19 protein-coding genes and 2 pseudogenes are annotated in these 14958 nt (G+C 67.1%); 9 read left to right on the top strand and 12 right to left on the bottom strand.

The genetic code is table 11. The features are described 5' to 3' along the window. From atpB to atpD, 7 genes are all read left to right on the top strand, one after another. The coding region (gene atpB / locus VF106_RS25515) for a F0F1 ATP synthase subunit A (protein WP_330842362.1) at positions 1-675 on the top strand (675 nt) is incomplete at its 5' end. Between the two features lie 74 nt (positions 676-749). Continuing rightward, positions 750-1004 carry an ATP synthase subunit C-like protein gene (locus VF106_RS25510; RefSeq protein WP_330842361.1) on the top strand — a complete coding sequence of 85 codons (255 nt, stop codon included), beginning with the start codon at positions 750-752 and terminating at the stop codon, positions 1002-1004. 27 nt (positions 1005-1031) lie between these two features. Further along, on the top strand, positions 1032-1574 hold the full coding sequence (locus VF106_RS25505) for a F0F1 ATP synthase subunit B (RefSeq protein WP_330842360.1): 543 nt from the start codon (positions 1032-1034) through the stop codon (positions 1572-1574). Positions 1575-1597: 23 nt separating this feature from the next. Beyond that, positions 1598-2431 (top strand): F0F1 ATP synthase subunit delta, encoded by an 834-nt coding sequence (locus VF106_RS25500; protein ID WP_330842359.1) that lies wholly within the window; start codon positions 1598-1600, stop codon positions 2429-2431. A 52-nt stretch (positions 2432-2483) separates the two neighbouring features. After that, complete coding sequence (atpA, locus tag VF106_RS25495) at positions 2484-4127, top strand: F0F1 ATP synthase subunit alpha (RefSeq protein ID WP_330842358.1); 1644 nt, start codon at positions 2484-2486, stop codon at positions 4125-4127. Positions 4128-4142: 15 nt separating this feature from the next. Next, positions 4143-5096, top strand: a complete 954-nt coding sequence (locus VF106_RS25490) for a F0F1 ATP synthase subunit gamma (RefSeq protein WP_330842357.1) — start codon at positions 4143-4145, stop codon at positions 5094-5096. Next, positions 5096-6520, top strand: a complete 1425-nt coding sequence (atpD, locus tag VF106_RS25485; RefSeq protein WP_330842356.1) for a F0F1 ATP synthase subunit beta — start codon at positions 5096-5098, stop codon at positions 6518-6520. The genes VF106_RS25490 and atpD overlap by 1 nt, the downstream gene beginning before the upstream one ends. Before the next feature lie 61 nt (positions 6521-6581). Here the strand turns inward: atpD and VF106_RS25480 are convergent, their stop codons facing one another. Next, complete coding sequence (locus tag VF106_RS25480; RefSeq protein WP_330842355.1) at positions 6582-7907, bottom strand: hypothetical protein; 1326 nt, start codon at positions 7905-7907, stop codon at positions 6582-6584. Continuing rightward, positions 7904-8419: a SigE family RNA polymerase sigma factor gene (locus tag VF106_RS25475; protein WP_330842354.1), complete on the bottom strand. Its 516-nt coding sequence runs from the start codon at positions 8417-8419 to the stop codon at positions 7904-7906. Before VF106_RS25475 ends, VF106_RS25480 begins: the two co-directional genes overlap by 4 nt. A gap of 118 nt (positions 8420-8537) precedes the next feature. Here VF106_RS25475 and VF106_RS25470 point away from each other — a divergent pair, with 118 nt between their 5' ends. Together VF106_RS25470 and VF106_RS25465 are read left to right on the top strand one after the other, a co-directional pair. Then, on the top strand, positions 8538-8903 hold the full coding sequence (locus tag VF106_RS25470) for a F0F1 ATP synthase subunit epsilon (protein ID WP_330842353.1): 366 nt from the start codon (positions 8538-8540) through the stop codon (positions 8901-8903). Between the two features lie 24 nt (positions 8904-8927). Continuing rightward, the gene (locus tag VF106_RS25465; protein WP_330842352.1) at positions 8928-9362 is read left to right on the top strand and encodes a DUF2550 domain-containing protein; all 435 of its coding nucleotides are present in this window, start codon (positions 8928-8930) and stop codon (positions 9360-9362) included. Here VF106_RS25465 and VF106_RS25460 read toward each other — a convergent pair. The 10 genes and pseudogenes from VF106_RS25460 to VF106_RS25420 all read right to left on the bottom strand — a co-directional run. Next, complete coding sequence (locus VF106_RS25460) at positions 9359-10174, bottom strand: DUF1206 domain-containing protein (RefSeq protein WP_330842351.1); 816 nt, start codon at positions 10172-10174, stop codon at positions 9359-9361. The genes VF106_RS25465 and VF106_RS25460 overlap by 4 nt on opposite strands. A 53-nt stretch (positions 10175-10227) precedes the next feature. Next, on the bottom strand, positions 10228-10791 hold the full coding sequence (locus VF106_RS25455; RefSeq protein WP_330842350.1) for a cob(I)yrinic acid a,c-diamide adenosyltransferase: 564 nt from the start codon (positions 10789-10791) through the stop codon (positions 10228-10230). A 10-nt stretch (positions 10792-10801) separates the two neighbouring features. Further along, a complete protein-coding gene (locus VF106_RS25450; protein WP_330842349.1) occupies positions 10802-11587 on the bottom strand; it encodes an ESX secretion-associated protein EspG in 786 nt (261 codons plus the stop codon). Next, positions 11588-11740: a hypothetical protein gene (locus VF106_RS25445; RefSeq protein ID WP_330842348.1), complete on the bottom strand. Its 153-nt coding sequence runs from the start codon at positions 11738-11740 to the stop codon at positions 11588-11590. It lies immediately after the preceding gene. Next, positions 11737-12006, bottom strand: coding sequence for a hypothetical protein (locus VF106_RS25440; RefSeq protein WP_330842347.1), 270 nt, complete (start codon positions 12004-12006; stop codon positions 11737-11739). The genes VF106_RS25445 and VF106_RS25440 overlap by 4 nt, the downstream gene beginning before the upstream one ends. A 376-nt stretch (positions 12007-12382) precedes the next feature. Beyond that, positions 12383-12901: pseudogene (locus tag VF106_RS50965) on the bottom strand (PPE domain-containing protein); the annotation flags it as partial. Between the two features lie 24 nt (positions 12902-12925). Then, the gene (locus VF106_RS25435; RefSeq protein WP_330842346.1) at positions 12926-13501 is read right to left on the bottom strand and encodes a DUF3558 domain-containing protein; all 576 of its coding nucleotides are present in this window, start codon (positions 13499-13501) and stop codon (positions 12926-12928) included. After that, on the bottom strand, positions 13498-13848 hold the full coding sequence (locus VF106_RS25430; RefSeq protein ID WP_330842345.1) for a PE domain-containing protein: 351 nt from the start codon (positions 13846-13848) through the stop codon (positions 13498-13500). The genes VF106_RS25435 and VF106_RS25430 overlap by 4 nt, the downstream gene beginning before the upstream one ends. 88 nt (positions 13849-13936) lie before the next feature. After that, positions 13937-14482: a hypothetical protein gene (locus VF106_RS25425; RefSeq protein ID WP_330842344.1), complete on the bottom strand. Its 546-nt coding sequence runs from the start codon at positions 14480-14482 to the stop codon at positions 13937-13939. 104 nt (positions 14483-14586) lie between these two features. Next, positions 14587-14958: pseudogene (locus tag VF106_RS25420) on the bottom strand (transposase family protein); the annotation flags it as partial.

Raw genomic sequence — 14958 nt, 5'->3', positions numbered from 1 at the left:
GTGCTCTCCGTCGCCATTGTCATGGTGTTCTTCCTGATGGCATCGCGGCGGCTCAAGGTAGTGCCGACCAAGTTCACGTTCATCGCCGAGTCGGTATACGACTTCGGACGGAACAACGTCGCGCGTGAACTCATCGGTTCCAAAGATTTCATGCCGTATGTGCCGCTGATTGTCACGCTGTTCACCTTCGTTCTGGTGAACAACATCTTCGGCCTCATTCCGCTCGTCCAGTTCCCGACCTTCGCGCACATCGGGTTCCCGCTGGCACTGTCCCTCTTCATCGTGTACCCGCTGTGGCACTTCGTCGGCATCCGCAAGCACGGGTTCTTCGGACACATCAAGCACCAGTTGGTGCCGCCGGGCGTGCCGAAGCCGGTGCTCCTGCTGCTCGTGCCGGTCGAGGCGTTCGTGAAGTTCTTCATGAACCCGCTCACGCACGCGATCCGAGTTTTCGCGGCGATGTTCGCCGGTCACCTGATCCTGTTGGTGTTCACCCTCGCCGGTGAATACCTTCTGCTCGAAGCGAGCGGACTCCTCAAGCCCGTTTCGGTCGTCTCATGGGCCTTCGCCATCGCGATGACGTTCGTCGAGGCGCTGATCCAGGTCCTGCAGGCGTACATCTTCGCGTTGCTGGCGGCGAACTACATCGGCGCCGCACTCGCCGAAGACCACTGAGTTTCACGTAACCAAAAGCACGCGCCCGATCCGCGAAAACCTTCGTGGACCGAGTTGGAAGGAAGCAAAAGCAAGTGAGCGCCATTCAAATCGCCCAGGACTCCTTCAACCTGAACCCGGGCCTCGCACTCATCGGTTATGGCCTTGGTGCGATCGGTCCGGGTATTGGCGTCGGTCTGATCTTCTCCGCCGTCATCAACGGCACCGCCCGTCAGCCCGAGGCCCAGAGCAAGCTGATGGGTATCGCGTGGCAGACCTTCGTGCTGGTCGAGGTGCTCGCCCTGATCGGCATGGTGCTGTACTTCCTTGCCTCCGGCGGCGGTGAGTAACTCCATTCGGAAGCTCCGGGAGACATCATGTTGAACACCGCGATCGTGTTGGCGGCCGAAGAGCCGAACCCGATCATCCCGCACGCCTCCGAGATCATCCTCGGGATTGTCGCGTTCCTGCTGCTGCTGTGGGTGCTGCAGAAGTTCGCGTTCCCGAGGTTCGAGGCGGTCTACAAGGAGCGCACCGAGAAGATCGAGGGCGGCATCAAGAGGGCCGAGGAGGCTCAGGCCAAGGCTGACGAGGCGCTGAAGACCTACCAGGCGCAGCTGGCCGAGGCACGTGCCGAGTCCGCCCGCATCCGGGACGACGCCCGGCTGGAGGCGGAGCAGATCAAGGCCGAGCTTCGCACCCAGGCGCAGGAGGAAGCCTCCCGTATCGTGGCTCAGGGACGGGCGCAGCTGGAGGCCCAGCGTGCCCAGATCGTCGCGGAGCTGCGCGCTGACCTCGGGCGCCACGCGGTCGAGCTGGCCAGCCGGGTCGTCGGCGAGTCCCTCGAGGACGAGGCGCGTCGCCGGGGCACCGTGGACCGGTTCCTCGACGACCTCGACTCGGTCTCGGCGCGGAACTAGGCCCTGTTGAGGAGCGGAATCAGATGACGCTGTTCCACGCCGCAAGCCGTGACGCGCTCGCCGCGTCCGAGCAGACGCTGCTCGAGGTGCTTGGCGCGAAAGGCAAGGCCGCCGTACCGGCGGAGCAGGTCGGCGACGAGCTGCTCGCCGTCGTGCGCATGCTCGACGGCGAGCCGAGCCTGCGCCGCGCGCTCGGTGACTCGTCGGCGGCGCCGGAGCGCCGCGCGGACCTGCTCACCCGCCTGCTGTCCGGCAAGGTCGGCGACCGGACCCTCGAGGTCCTGGTCGCCGCCGTCAGCAGCCGGTGGTCGACGCCGCGCGAGCTGGTCGACGGGCTCGACGTGCTCGGCCGCACCGCGCTGCTCGTGCACGCGGAGCGGGCGGGCCGGCTGGACGCGGTGGAGGACGAGCTGTTCCGGTTCGGCCGGATCGTCGCCGCCGACGGCGAGCTGGAGCAGGCGCTGGCCGACCGGACCGCGCCGGCCGACAGCAAGCGCGCGCTGGTCCGCGAACTGATCGGGGAGAAGGCCGACGCGGTGTCCGTGCGGCTGGTCGAGCAGCTGGTGACCACGCCGCGCGGGCGGACGCTCGTCGGCGGGCTCGGCGAGCTTGCCGCGGAGGCGGCCAAGCGACGCGAGCGGTCGGTGGCCTACGTGGTCTCCCCGGTCCCGCTCACCGAGCAGCAGGAAGAGCGGCTGTCCGCCACCCTGACGCGCATCTACGCGCGGCCGATCGCGCTGCACGTCGAGGTCGATCCCGACATCCAGGGCGGCCTGGTGATCAAGGTGGGCGACGAGGTCATCGACGGCAGCGCCACCAGCCGCATCGACGAGCTGCGCCGGCGATTCGCGGGCTAAGCGGCACCACGGAACTTCTGAGAAAGACAAGACGGTAGGAGCGGGAAGCGACATGGCGGAGCTGACGATCTCGTCGGACGAGATTCGCAGTGCGATCGACAACTACGTGTCCAGTTACTCGCCTGACGTCAACCGGGAGGAGGTCGGCCTCGTCGTCGACACCGGTGACGGCGTGGCGCACGTCGAGGGCCTGCCCTCGACCATGGCCAACGAGCTGCTGGAGTTCCCTGGCGGGATCCTCGGGGTCGCGCAGAACCTGGAGCCGCGCCAGATCGGCGTGGTGATCCTCGGTAACTACGAGCAGATCGAAGAGGGCCAGGAGGTCAAGCGGACCGGCCGAATCCTCTCGGTCCCGGTCGGTGACGCGTTCCTCGGTCGCGTCGTCGACCCGCTCGGCCAGCCGATGGACGGCCTCGGCGAGATCGCCGCGGACGAGACCCGCGCCCTGGAGCTGCAGGCCGCCTCGGTGGTGCAGCGCCAGCCGGTTGGCGAGCCGCTGCAGACCGGCATCACCGCCATCGACGCGATGACCCCGATCGGCCGCGGTCAGCGCCAGCTGATCATCGGCGACCGCAAGACCGGCAAGACCGCGGTCTGCGTCGACACGATCCTCAACCAGCGCGCGAACTGGGAGTCCGGCGACCCGCAGAAGCAGGTGCGCTGCATCTACGTCGCGGTCGGCCAGAAGGGCTCCACGATCGCCGCCGTGCGCCAGGCGCTGGAGGAGCGCGGCGCGTTGGAGTACACGACGATCGTCGCCGCCCCGGCGTCCGACTCCGCCGGCTTCAAGTGGCTGGCCCCCTACACCGGCTCGGCGCTGGGCCAGCACTGGATGTACCAGGGCAAGCACGTCCTGATCGTGTTCGACGACCTGACCAAGCAGGCCGAGGCGTACCGCGCCATCTCGCTGCTGCTGCGCCGCCCGCCGGGCCGCGAGGCGTTCCCCGGCGACGTCTTCTACTTGCACTCGCGTCTTCTCGAGCGCTGCGCGAAGCTGTCCGACGACCTGGGCGCCGGCTCGCTGACGGGCCTCCCGGTCATCGAGACCAAGGCGAACGACATCTCGGCGTACATCCCGACGAACGTCATCTCGATCACCGACGGGCAGTGCTTCTTCCAGTCCGACCTGTTCAACTCGGGTCAGCGCCCGGCGGTCGACGTGACCACCTCCGTGTCCCGGGTCGGTGGTTCCGCGCAGGTCAAGGCCATGCGCAAGGTGTCGGGCTCGCTGCGTATCGACCTTTCGCAGTACGAGGAGCTGAAGGCGTTCGCCGCGTTCGCCTCCGACCTCGACCCGACCTCGCGCGCCCAGCTGGACCGCGGTGCCCGCCTGTACGAGCTGCTCAAGCAGCCTCAGTACTCGCCGATCCCGGTCGAGCAGCAGGTCATCATCGTGTACGGCGGCACCAACGGCTTCTTCGACGACGTGCCGATCGAGGACGTGGCCCGGTTCAACCGGGAGTTCCTGGAGAACCTGCGCCACAAGCACGAGGGCATCCTCGCCGAGATCCGCGACACCGGTCAGTGGAACGACGACCTGGCCGAGCGGGTGGCGAACGCCGTGGCCGAGTTCAAGAAGGGCTTCACGACCTCCGAGGGCAAGTCGCTGGTGGAGACCGAGGCCGAGGCCATGTCCGCGGACGAGGTCGGGCAGGAGACCGTGAAGGTCAACCGCCCGGCGCCGTCCACAAGCTGACCGGGGCTGACCCAGATGGCACAACTTCGCGAGCTCCGGTCCAAGATCCGGGCGACCAAGTCCATCGGCAAGATCACCAAGGCGATGGAGCTCATCGCCACGTCCCGCATCAGCAAGGCGCAGGCGCGGGTGGACGCCGCAAGGCCGTACGCGACGGAGATCACCACGGTGCTCTCCGCGCTGGCCGGCGCCGCCTCCACGCTCGACGTCCCGCTGCTGTCCGAGCGACCCAACGCCAAGCGGGTCGGTCTGCTGGTCGTGACCAGCGACAAGGGTCTCTGCGGCGCCTACAACGCCAACGTGCTGCGTGCGGCTGAGGAACTGCAGTCGCTGCTGCGCGAGCAGGGCAAGAAGCCGGTGCTGTACGTCATGGGTGCCAAGGGCGTCGGGTACTACAAGTTCCGCGGGCGTCAGGTTGTGGAGAGCTGGACCGGGTTCACCCAGGTTCCGCGCTACGAGAACGCGCAGGAGGCCGGCAAGACGCTGGTCGAGGCCTTCAACGCGGGTGCCGACGACGACGGCGACGAGCCGGGTGCCGACGGCATCCTGGGCGTCGACGAGCTGCACATCGTGTACACGGAGTTCCGCTCGATGCTGTCGCAGGTGCCGGTCGCCAAGCGAATCGCGCCGCTGGAGGTCGAGTACGCCTCGGCCGAGGAGGCGGAGGCCGCGCCGAAGAGCGACGTGATCCCGTCGGCGTACTCGTTCGAGCCCAGTGCCGACGTGCTGCTGTCCGCGCTGCTGCCGAAGTACATCAACACCCGGATCTACGCCGCGCTGCTCGAGTCGGCGGCGTCGCAGCTGGCTGCCCAGCGCAACGCCATGAAGTCGGCGTCGGACAACGCCAGTGACCTGGTGAAGACCTACACCCGGCTCGCCAACCAGGCGCGCCAGGCCCAGATCACCCAGGAGATCAGCGAAATCGTCGGCGGTGCGAACGCGCTCGCCGGGGTAGGAAGTGAAGACTGATGACGACAACCGAGAACACCGCCAAGGGCCGCATCGTGCGGGTGACCGGTCCTGTGGTCGACGTCGAGTTCCCCCGCGGCGCGATCCCCGCACTGTTCAACGCGCTGAAGGTCGAGATCGAGTTCGAGGAGCTGAAGAAGACGGTGACCCTCGAGGTCGCCCAGCACCTCGGCGACAACATGGTCCGCACCATCTCGCTCCAACCGCAGGACGGCCTGGTCCGTGGCGCTGAGGTGCGCGACACCGGCGCCGCGATCTCCGTGCCGGTTGGCGAGAAGGTCAAGGGCCACGTCTACAACGCACTCGGCGAGTGCCTCGACGAGCCCGGCTACGCGTCGGACTTCGAGAAGTGGGAGATCCACCGCAAGCCGCCTGCGTTCGACCAGCTCGAGGGCCGCACCCAGATGCTAGAGACCGGCCTCAAGGTCATCGACCTGCTGACCCCGTACGTGGTCGGCGGCAAGATCGGCCTGTTCGGCGGTGCGGGCGTTGGCAAGACGGTGCTCATCAAGGAGATGATCACCCGTGTGGCCCGCAACTTCGGTGGCACCTCGGTGTTCGCCGGCGTCGGCGAGCGCACCCGTGAGGGCACCGACCTGTTCCTGGAGATGAGCGAGGACGGCGTCATCAACGACACCGCGCTCGTGTTCGGTCAGATGGACGAGCCGCCCGGCACGCGTATGCGGGTCGCCCTGTCCGCGCTGACCATGGCGGAGTACTTCCGCGATGTGCAGAACCAGGACGTGCTGCTGTTCATCGACAACATCTTCCGTTTCACCCAGGCGGGTTCGGAGGTGTCCACGCTGCTCGGCCGGATGCCGTCCGCCGTGGGTTACCAGCCGACGCTGGCCGACGAGATGGGCGAGCTGCAGGAGCGGATCACCTCGACCAAGGGCCGTTCGATCACCTCGATGCAGGCGATCTACGTACCGGCGGACGACTACACCGACCCGGCCCCGGCCACGACGTTCGCCCACCTGGACGCCACCACCGAGCTTTCCCGGTCGGTGTTCCAGAAGGGCATCTTCCCGGCGGTGGACCCGCTGGCGTCGACGTCGACGATCCTGGACCCGGCCATCGTGGGCGACAAGCACTACGCGGTCGCGTCCGAGGTCATCCGGATCCTGCAGAAGTACAAGGAGCTGCAGGACATCATCGCGATCCTCGGTATGGACGAGCTGTCCGAAGAGGACAAGCTGACCGTGCAGCGGGCCCGGCGCATCGAGCGTTACCTGTCCCAGAACATGCTGGTCGCCGAGCAGTTCACCGGCCAGCCGGGTTCGACGGTGCCGCGCGAGGAGACCGTCGAGGCCTTCGACAAGATCGCCAAGGGCGACTTCGACCACTACCCGGAGCAGGCGTTCCTGGGCATCGGTGGCCTGGAGGACCTGGAGAAGAAGTACAAGGAGATCACCAGCCGGTAGGTCCCCTGAAACGACGAACGCCGCGCTCCCTTTCGGGAGCGCGGCGTTCGTTCCTTTTGTGTCAGAGTTGCACGATCTCCTCGCCGACCTTCACCTCGACGGCGTTGTCGGGCAGCAGCGCGGCGTCCTTGCCCGCGTCCTGCCACTGCCCGTTCGGTGACGTCCGGTAGCTCAGCGTCTGCCCCTGCTGCGCGACGATCCACCCGCCGCCCTCGGGGATGCGGAACTTCACCGGCAGCACGGCGTTCCGGTCCACCGGTCCACCATCAGCCGAGCTGAGGTTGACGCCGTCGCTCGTCAACAGGAACGCGATCAGTTGAGGCGTGCCGGTGGGGCTCTGGGTCTCCTCCAGGACGACCGTTCGACCGTCGTCGAGTCCCGCGAAGATCGCCCACACGCTCACGTAGTTGGACCCGATGAACTGCGGAACCCCGCGGGCCCGCAGCAGGTCGCGATCGGCGGGCGACTGTAGCTCGCGATGTTGACCGATCACCCATGCTTCCTGCCACGGCAGAAGCGAGGTGCGGAAGGTCGGGTGCTCCGTGAGCCGCTTTGCGAGGTACTCGTCGGCAAAGGTCATCCGCTCGGCATAGAAGTCGTAGGGGACCCGCTTCCAGTCGACAACTGCCGGCGGTTGGTCCCCCTGGTAGGCGACGGCGCCCCTTTCGTTGGCGTCCTTGGGAATGCTCACCAGAGCCACGCCGTCGCGCGACTCAGCGCGATGCCACTTGGGCCTCTCCTTCGCGCCAGAGAACTCGAAGCTGTAGTAAAGGGGTTTGCCCTCGTCGACGATCAGCATCGTCCGCGTCCCGTCGCCGAACTTGTAGAAGCTGGACCACCCGAGGAGCTCCAAGCTGGCCGGCCGCGTGCCGACCAGCTTGAGCTTGCCGTCCTCCGCGTCGATCGCGACCAGTCCCTCGGCGGTTCGCGTGCCGGTCTTGCCAGTGGGAATCTGGCCGTTGTCCGGGACCTGGACCTGCTGTAGGACGATCGCCGCGCGTCCGGCCGGGGTGTTACCCGCCCAGTACACGTGCGGGTCGCCCTGAGGGGCGTTGTAGAAGCCGAGGGCGGCCTCGGGCGCTAGGGGCAGCCCTTCCCGCCATGCCGCGACCACCTCGTTGAGGAACGCCTGGTCACCCGCGAGGTCGCCCATCGTGGGTGCCTCCAGCCGTTCGTCGGCGGCGCTGATGGTCGGGCCGTCGCCGAGAGTCATGATGGTCGTGCTCCCGATCGCGGCGATCACGGCCAGGGCGCCGGCCGCCACCATGACCCTGCGCCGCTGCTTGCGCCGCCGTCCCCCCAGGATCACCTGCCTCGCGAAGTCCGGGGTCGTCTCCAGGTCGTCCGTGGCGGCCCGCATCAGCTCGCCCAGGTCTGTGGTCTTCATGGTGTCCTCTCGTGGATCAAGTTTGGTACCTCGGTGTCGTCCAGCACCTCGCGCAGGCGGGCCAAGCCGCGCGATGTCTGGCTCTTCACCGTTCCGGTGCTGCAGCGGAGTGCTTTCGCGATGTCCGCCTCGCTCATGTCGTCGAAGAAGCGCAACACCAGCACGGCCCGCATGCGTGCTGGCAGGGTGTGCAGTGCGCGCACAACATGGTCCTCGTCGACGATCCGTTGCTCGTGACCTGGCCGGGTTACCGCCGGCGCGTTCTCCAGTGGTACTTCGGCGACCCTGCGTGACCGGCTTCGCCAGCGGTTCGCGGCCGCGTTCGCCAGTGCGGCACGCAGGTAGGGCTCCGGCCTGTTGCGGATGCGTCGCCAGCGCGGGTAGGCGCGTTCGAGCACTTCCTGCAGCAGGTCCTCGGCTGCTCCCCGGTCACCGCCGCACAGCAGGAACGCGGTCCGCAGCAGGGCGCCGGCACGGTGTGTCACGAAGTCCGTGAAATCGGCTTCGTCCATATGGACATCCCCCAAGGGCTCGGTGACTTGTCTCACCCATTCAGACACCGGCCTGACTGGGGAGGTTGAAACAGCACCCACTAGAATTCTGGAGAAGCCCCAAACAAGGAGGTACCGCGTGGCCGAGATGTCCGTCCAGCTGGTCGCCGTGGAACGACGCCTGTGGTCGGGTACCGGCACGTTCGTCTCGGCTCAGACTACCGAGGGCGAGATCGGTATCCTTCCTGGTCACGAGCCGGTACTCGGCCAGCTCGTCGAGGGTGGCGTGGTCAAGGTACGCACGGCCGACGGCCAGACCGTCACGGCCGCCGTGCAAGGCGGGTTCCTGTCGGTGACCGGCGACACCGTGAGCATTCTCGCGGAGTCCGCCGACCTGGCCGACGAGATCGACGTAGAAGCGGCGAAGGCGGCCCTCAACTCTGACGACGAGGAGTCCCGCGTCAGAGCACAGGGACAACTCCGCGCCGTGGGCCAGCGGGACTGAGGCTGGACGAACGGGGGGCGGACCGTGGACATCACAGTAGTGGTCGGAGCGGTCCTCCTGCTGGTCGCGGCTGTCCTCGTGTGGCTGGCGGTGCGTCGGCTGCGCGCGATGCGCTCCGGTGGTGTGCATGCCGCGTTACGCACTCGCCTGGACGACTCCGGCAAGGGCTGGCATCTGGGTGTGGGCCGCTACCAGGGCGACGAGTTCGTCTGGTTCCGCGTGCTCAGCCTGCGGCCAGGTCCCGACCGGGTGATCACCCGCAGCGCGCTGGAAATCGCCGACCGTCGGGACCCGTCGGGCCCCGAGCTCTACACCATGCCGCCTTCGTCGCACGTGCTGCGTTTCCGTGAGGCGGGCGTTGGCGCCGACATCGAGATCGCGATGGGCCCGGACGCGCTGACCGGTTTCCTGTCGTGGCTGGAGTCAGCGCCTCCGGGCCGTCTGCCCTGGGCTTCCTAGGACTTGTGCGCGCGGGCCGCGGCGAAGCAGTACACCCCGAACGCGGCAAGCCCGATGGCCACGACGGCGAGCGCGATGGTGCCAAACGGTTGCGCGGCAAGGGTCTTCAACGCCCGGTCGAGCCCACCGGCCTCCCGTGCATTGGACTGGAACGCGGCGAACGCCAGCAGTACGCCCACGATCCCCAGCACCACGCCCTTGGCGAGGTAGCCGAACACACCGAGCCTGCGCACCCACTGCTGTGTGCCCGGCGGCAGGTCCTGGAGGTCCAGGTCCTGGAGGAACGACTTGCGTATCCCCTTGCGAACCTCGGCGATGGCAACCCCGATGACGATCGCCGCGACGATCGCGACCAGGGCCGGTCCAGCCGGTAGCGACAGCAGCTTGGCCGTGAACTCCTGCTGCGACTGGTCGCTCGACTGTCCGCCGCCGTTCCCGCTCGCGAGCCGTCCCGCGTAGAACCCGAGCGCGAACCCGATGATCGCCCGGACAACCGCTCCGATCCGGCGCCGGGTCCGCTTGCCTTTCTTGGTCACCCACTGAAACCCGAAGGCGGCGAGCATCAGCTGCCACAGCCCGTAGGCGACAAGCCCGATGGCCAGCACCCACAACGTCACGGCACCGAACGGGGTGGCACCAACTTGTTGGATGGCGCCCTTCTGATCGGCCTGCTGCCCGGAGTCACCGAAGGCGACTCGCACGGCCAGGTAGGCCACGACGATGTGCACCACCCCGTAGCACACCATGCCGGCGCGGCCCAGGATCTGCGTGAGCTGGCTGTTTTTCGCACGTTGAGCGGTTGACGCGACCATGCGTCATGCCATACCCAGACTGAAGTGAGTTCGAACGCGCCGCTCGGCCTAATTCACCGACCGCCACCGGGCTGCCACAGGACGTCACCATCGGGGTTGGCGACGCGCGACAGCACGAAAAGCAGGTCGGAGAGCCGGTTGAGGTACTTCGCGGTGAGGATGTTCACCCGCTCGCCCTCGGCCTCGATGAGACGCCAGGTGCTGCGCTCCGCGCGCCGCGTGACCGTGCGCGCGACGTGCAGCAACGCCGCGCCAGCCGTGCCGCCGGGGAGGATGAAGGAGTTCAGCTTGCCCAGCCGCGAGTTGAACTCGTCGCACCAGCCCTCGAGCCGCTCGACGTAGACGTCGGTGATGCTCCGTGCCGGGTCCTTGGGGTCAGGCGCACAGAGATCGGCGCCGACGTCGAAAAGGTCGTTCTGTACCGCTCGCAGCACGTCCAGCAGTTCGTCGCTCAACCCACCCATGGCGACGGCGACCCCGATGGCGGCGTTGGCCTCGTCGACGTCCGCGTAGGCGGCCAGCCGGTTGTCGGTTTTCGACACCCGCTGACCGTCCCCGAGCGCGGTGGTGCCGTTGTCGCCGACCTTTGTGTAAACGCGCGTGATGTGGACCGCCATGCCTCGCACACTACCGCCGGGCCCGCGCGAGACTGTCCAGTAGTTCCTCGACCTGCCGCGTGATCGCCGCGGTGCTGCCAGGGCTGAGCGTCACCCATAACGCGCCGCCGCTGGGCCGGCGAGTGAAGAGGTACCTGCCGGTCGGGTTGTCGTAGAAGCTGACGACGTGGTCGGCCCGCACCCGCTCACCGTGCCGAGGCGTGTGCGCGGCACCGAGATGACCGAAGCGAACGACGTGCCCGGTCACCTCGACGATCTTGCGCGCCTCGTCCTTACCGAGCCCGGCGGACACCAGCGCCCGGCGCAGTGCGTCCGGGTTGGTGACGGCGCGCGCGGCACTGGCGTCCAGTGTCGCGGCGGGAACACTGATCGACGTACCCGTGCCCGGCGGATGGTCAGGCAACTGGGCGACAATCGTGCGCGCGAGCCCGGTGGCCGAGGTCCGCCACACGGTGAAGTGCTCGGCGTCGAGCACCCCAACGGCCCCCTTGGCCCCGGCGGTGCCGATGAGCACCGAGGTACGCGGACCGTCCGCCGACAGGTGCAACCGGCCGTCGACCTCCCATTCGGGCCGTGCGAGCACCCGCAGCGAGGTGACCAGGTCGGGATGGAAGTCGCCCGGTTCGCCAATTCCCTTGTCTGCCAACGACTTCCAGGCGGCGGCGCGAAGCTCGGCACGTTCGTCGAAGGTGTGCCCGTGCGAGTTGACGTCGAGGATCGGTGGCCGCCGCCCGAGCGCGAGCTGCTCCCACAGGAAGTCGTACTCGAGCCAGGACAGCCGGAATCTGCCGGTCACTCAGCCGTCATCCTCGTCACCGATCACCGGGGGCGCGACCGGCGGCGCGGTGTCCCAGAAGCTGTCGTGGTAGTCGCGCAGGTACTCCGCGGACGTGTGTTCCTTGTCTTCGTCACCGTCAGCGCGCCCGCCACCCGTGGGTCCCCAGCTCATACTGCCGGCACCACGAGCACCGGGCCCACCTGTGGCACCGGCCCGTCCCGGAACAGCGTCGCCAGCCGGCCCACCGGGCACCGCACCCCGGGCACCACCAGCGCCTGGCCCGCCGCCGCCCGGTCCACTACCGCCTGGTCCTCCGCTGCCCGGTCCACTGCCGCCAGGTCCGCCGCCGCTTGGCATACCCCCGCTCGGCCCGCGTCCGGTGGGCGCACCGCCTCCACCGAAGGGCCCGCGACCAACACCACGTTCGCCAGAACCAATCGCCCCAGGCAGCACCAAACCCGAGACGGGCCGCTGGTCAGGCAAGGAGCCGGTCACCACCGGAGCCCCCAACGACGGCCGAGTCGTGACGTTGCTTGGCGTCGTGCCGGGCGGAAGCGCCGCGCTGCCAAGAGGAGGCGCGCCGCCAGGAGGAGGCGTGCTCCCAGGCGGAAGAGGTGTGCTCGAAGGAGGAGGCGTGCCGCCGAGCCCTGGTGTGTCACCAGCGCTCCGAGTGCTGTCGTCCCCAGGTTCCGGCCCCGTTGGCGGCGGCTCCCCACCCCCGACGGGAATGACATCCGTGCTCCGAGGCTGAGCCGGCGACACATCCACAGTGACCGCCGGCGGCGGCACAAACCGCCCAACCCTGGACGAAGCCGAACTGGACTGGTCCTCATAGCCGGTCATGACCCGAACCGCCTCGGCCTTGGCCTCCTGAGCGGCGGCCTCCTGCCGATCCTGGTCAGTCTGCCCACCAAACAAATGCGTAAACCCAGCTGGAACGCCAAGAAAGTCGCTGTTGGCGGTCGAGGCCACGGGAACGGGTTCGGGCATGCTGTTCTTGGCCGAGGAGTACGCGCTGACATGCACGTCGGTACAGGCCTGACTGGCAGTACTGGCGATCTGCGCATCCTGGGCCCACTGTGCGAGCGGCGTGACCCCTGATCGCATCGCGTCAGCAGCACCGCCCTCCCACACCGCGCCGGCCTTCGCCAACGCCGCCTCGGTCCGCTCCCGAGCGTCGGCCATGACCTCGGCCAACGTGGCCCACCCATCCTGCACCCCGGCCGCTCCCGAAACCCCCGCACCGTCAGGCAGGAAAAAGCCCCCTCTGCCATGAATCCGGTCGTACAACCGCTGGTGGGAATATTCGTCCCAGTTGTAGCGAGAGTTCATCGCATTCCCCCATCGTCGTGATGATCACGCTGCCAAGGTCTTCATCGCCGACTTCGCCAGTTCGTAGGACAGTTCACAGGTCGCTGTCCTATTCGCTTGGGCCTCGATGGACATTGCCGTGGTGAGCAGGTATTGACCGTCGCTCACATCCACGGCCGTGTAACAGGACCGCTCGTCAACCTGGTTCCAGATCATGATTGCCGGGAACCCTTCGATCGCTTCGGCATCACTGATCTCCGCGTCCTGCCCTCGTTCGTCCCATGCTCCGATATCCTCAGTAACTACGAGTGTTATGTCTCCGACGCTCGAGTAGTAGCAGTGAGGTGATTTTAGGTTCGGTTCTTCGGAGCGTTGGCCAGGTCCTTCGATGCCGAATTTTGACCAGTCTGATTGCGGGATAAGTCCGCATGGGTCCTTGTCATCGAGGTCGATGTTTCGCGGCCGACCCGAGGATGTTTCTGTGCTGGTAGTAGTTGGGGGATTGCTGCTAGCGCCAGTCTTGTCCGCCAGGGGTGAGCCAGCGAACTTGGTGGTGCAGCCCGCTAGTGCCAGTGTCGCTGACAGCGTGATGCCAAGAGCGAAGCCGCGAAGAGGGCTCATTGCAAAGCCCGCCGGAAGTCTTCCGCATTTGTGTCTTCGACGAGGTTGTAGGTCCTGGCCGCCTGATCGAGCGCATCAAGGACGCCCTTGAGTTCTCTCAGATAGCCGACGGCCGCATCGACCGCGGATTTGGCGTTCTCGTTGAACACATCGGCAGTCTCGCGGCTGACTGGATCGGCACCGAGCGGTTGCATGAGCATGTTCCGCCCCTCGGCGCGAAGAAATTTTTCAACCTTGTCATAGATCGACTGGAGTTCGGCCTTGAGTTGGAGTACCTGTTCGGGTTCAACCCGTAGGGTGCTCGTGCTCCGGCCGGGATCTATTGCGCCCCGCGAGACGAATGGCATGGTGGCCTCCCTCGGCGCCCCCAACGGCGCTCACACCAAGTACGCAGCATAGCGAAATTTGGTGACACAGGGTGGTGAACTCGTCACGTCACCTGGTTGGATGAACGCTCGTTGCCCACCAGGCACGTTCCCCGGACTCTAGGTGGGCCAGCAGGTTTCTGGCGATCTTGCGAGTGGCGGGGCAGAGGTCACGCACCGACGTGTCGGTGTCGGACTCGGCTCGTTCGCCGGTCGCGGGGTCGATTTGATAAGTCACCGCGTGCACGGCGGCGGGTGCGGAGACGTCGAGTGTCAGCCAGCAACCCTTGGCGCGGTCGAACTCGAGGATGCGCTCGATCGCGTAATGGCCGTCGATGCGGAGCCAGGCCAGGTGAGCGAGTGGATCGGTGGAATTACGGTTTGCCATGGCGACGTGTGCCTCGACCTCCTTGGTCATCGAAGCCGGCAAGGCGCCAATTTCCAGGCCCAGAGTCGGCCCTTTCCACACGCAGCCGAACTCGTTGCTTTCCACCGGAGTCGTGGCAACGCCGGCCGGGGACACAGCGCCGGCGGGCACGCTGTCGCACGGGTCGGCGACGTCGAGGGGGACCGGTTTGTCCGTGGACAGTTCGGCGATCGGAATCGCCGCGATCACGTCGACACCGGGCGTCAAATCGGGGCCGATCGGATAAGCCGGTTCGACAGTGCCTAAGGGCTGTCACGTAACTGTTCTTCTGGTTGGGGCCAGATGGTGTTCGGTCAGGTGGTGAGTGTGATGTTGTGGAGGTGGGCGATTCCGGACACGGCGTCGCCGAGTGTGCTGGCGGCGCGGCGGTAGTCGCGGAGGATCTTCCAGCACTTCATGCGGGCCAGGGTGTGCTCGGCTCTGGCGCGGACTGTGCGGTGGACGGTGTTTAGTTCTTCCTTCCACTCAGGAAGATCGCTGCCGTCGCGGGGTTTGCGGTAGGGCATGATCACGTCTGGGTTGCCTGGTAGCCGCCGTCGGTCATGACCGGCCGATCGTCGATCTGGTCTTTGATGCCGGAAGTGCGGTAGACCGTGCAGTCGTTGCGGTTACCCGGTTGCGGGTCGCCGGTGGCGATGACCAGGCGGGTGTCGGCGTCGATGGCG

It is taken from the genome of Actinophytocola sp. (assembly GCF_036378875.1).
Classification (GTDB): domain Bacteria; phylum Actinomycetota; class Actinomycetes; order Mycobacteriales; family Pseudonocardiaceae; genus Actinophytocola.
The sequence above is the reverse complement of the archived record's forward strand: the minus strand, read 5'-3'. Positions and strand labels throughout refer to the sequence as shown.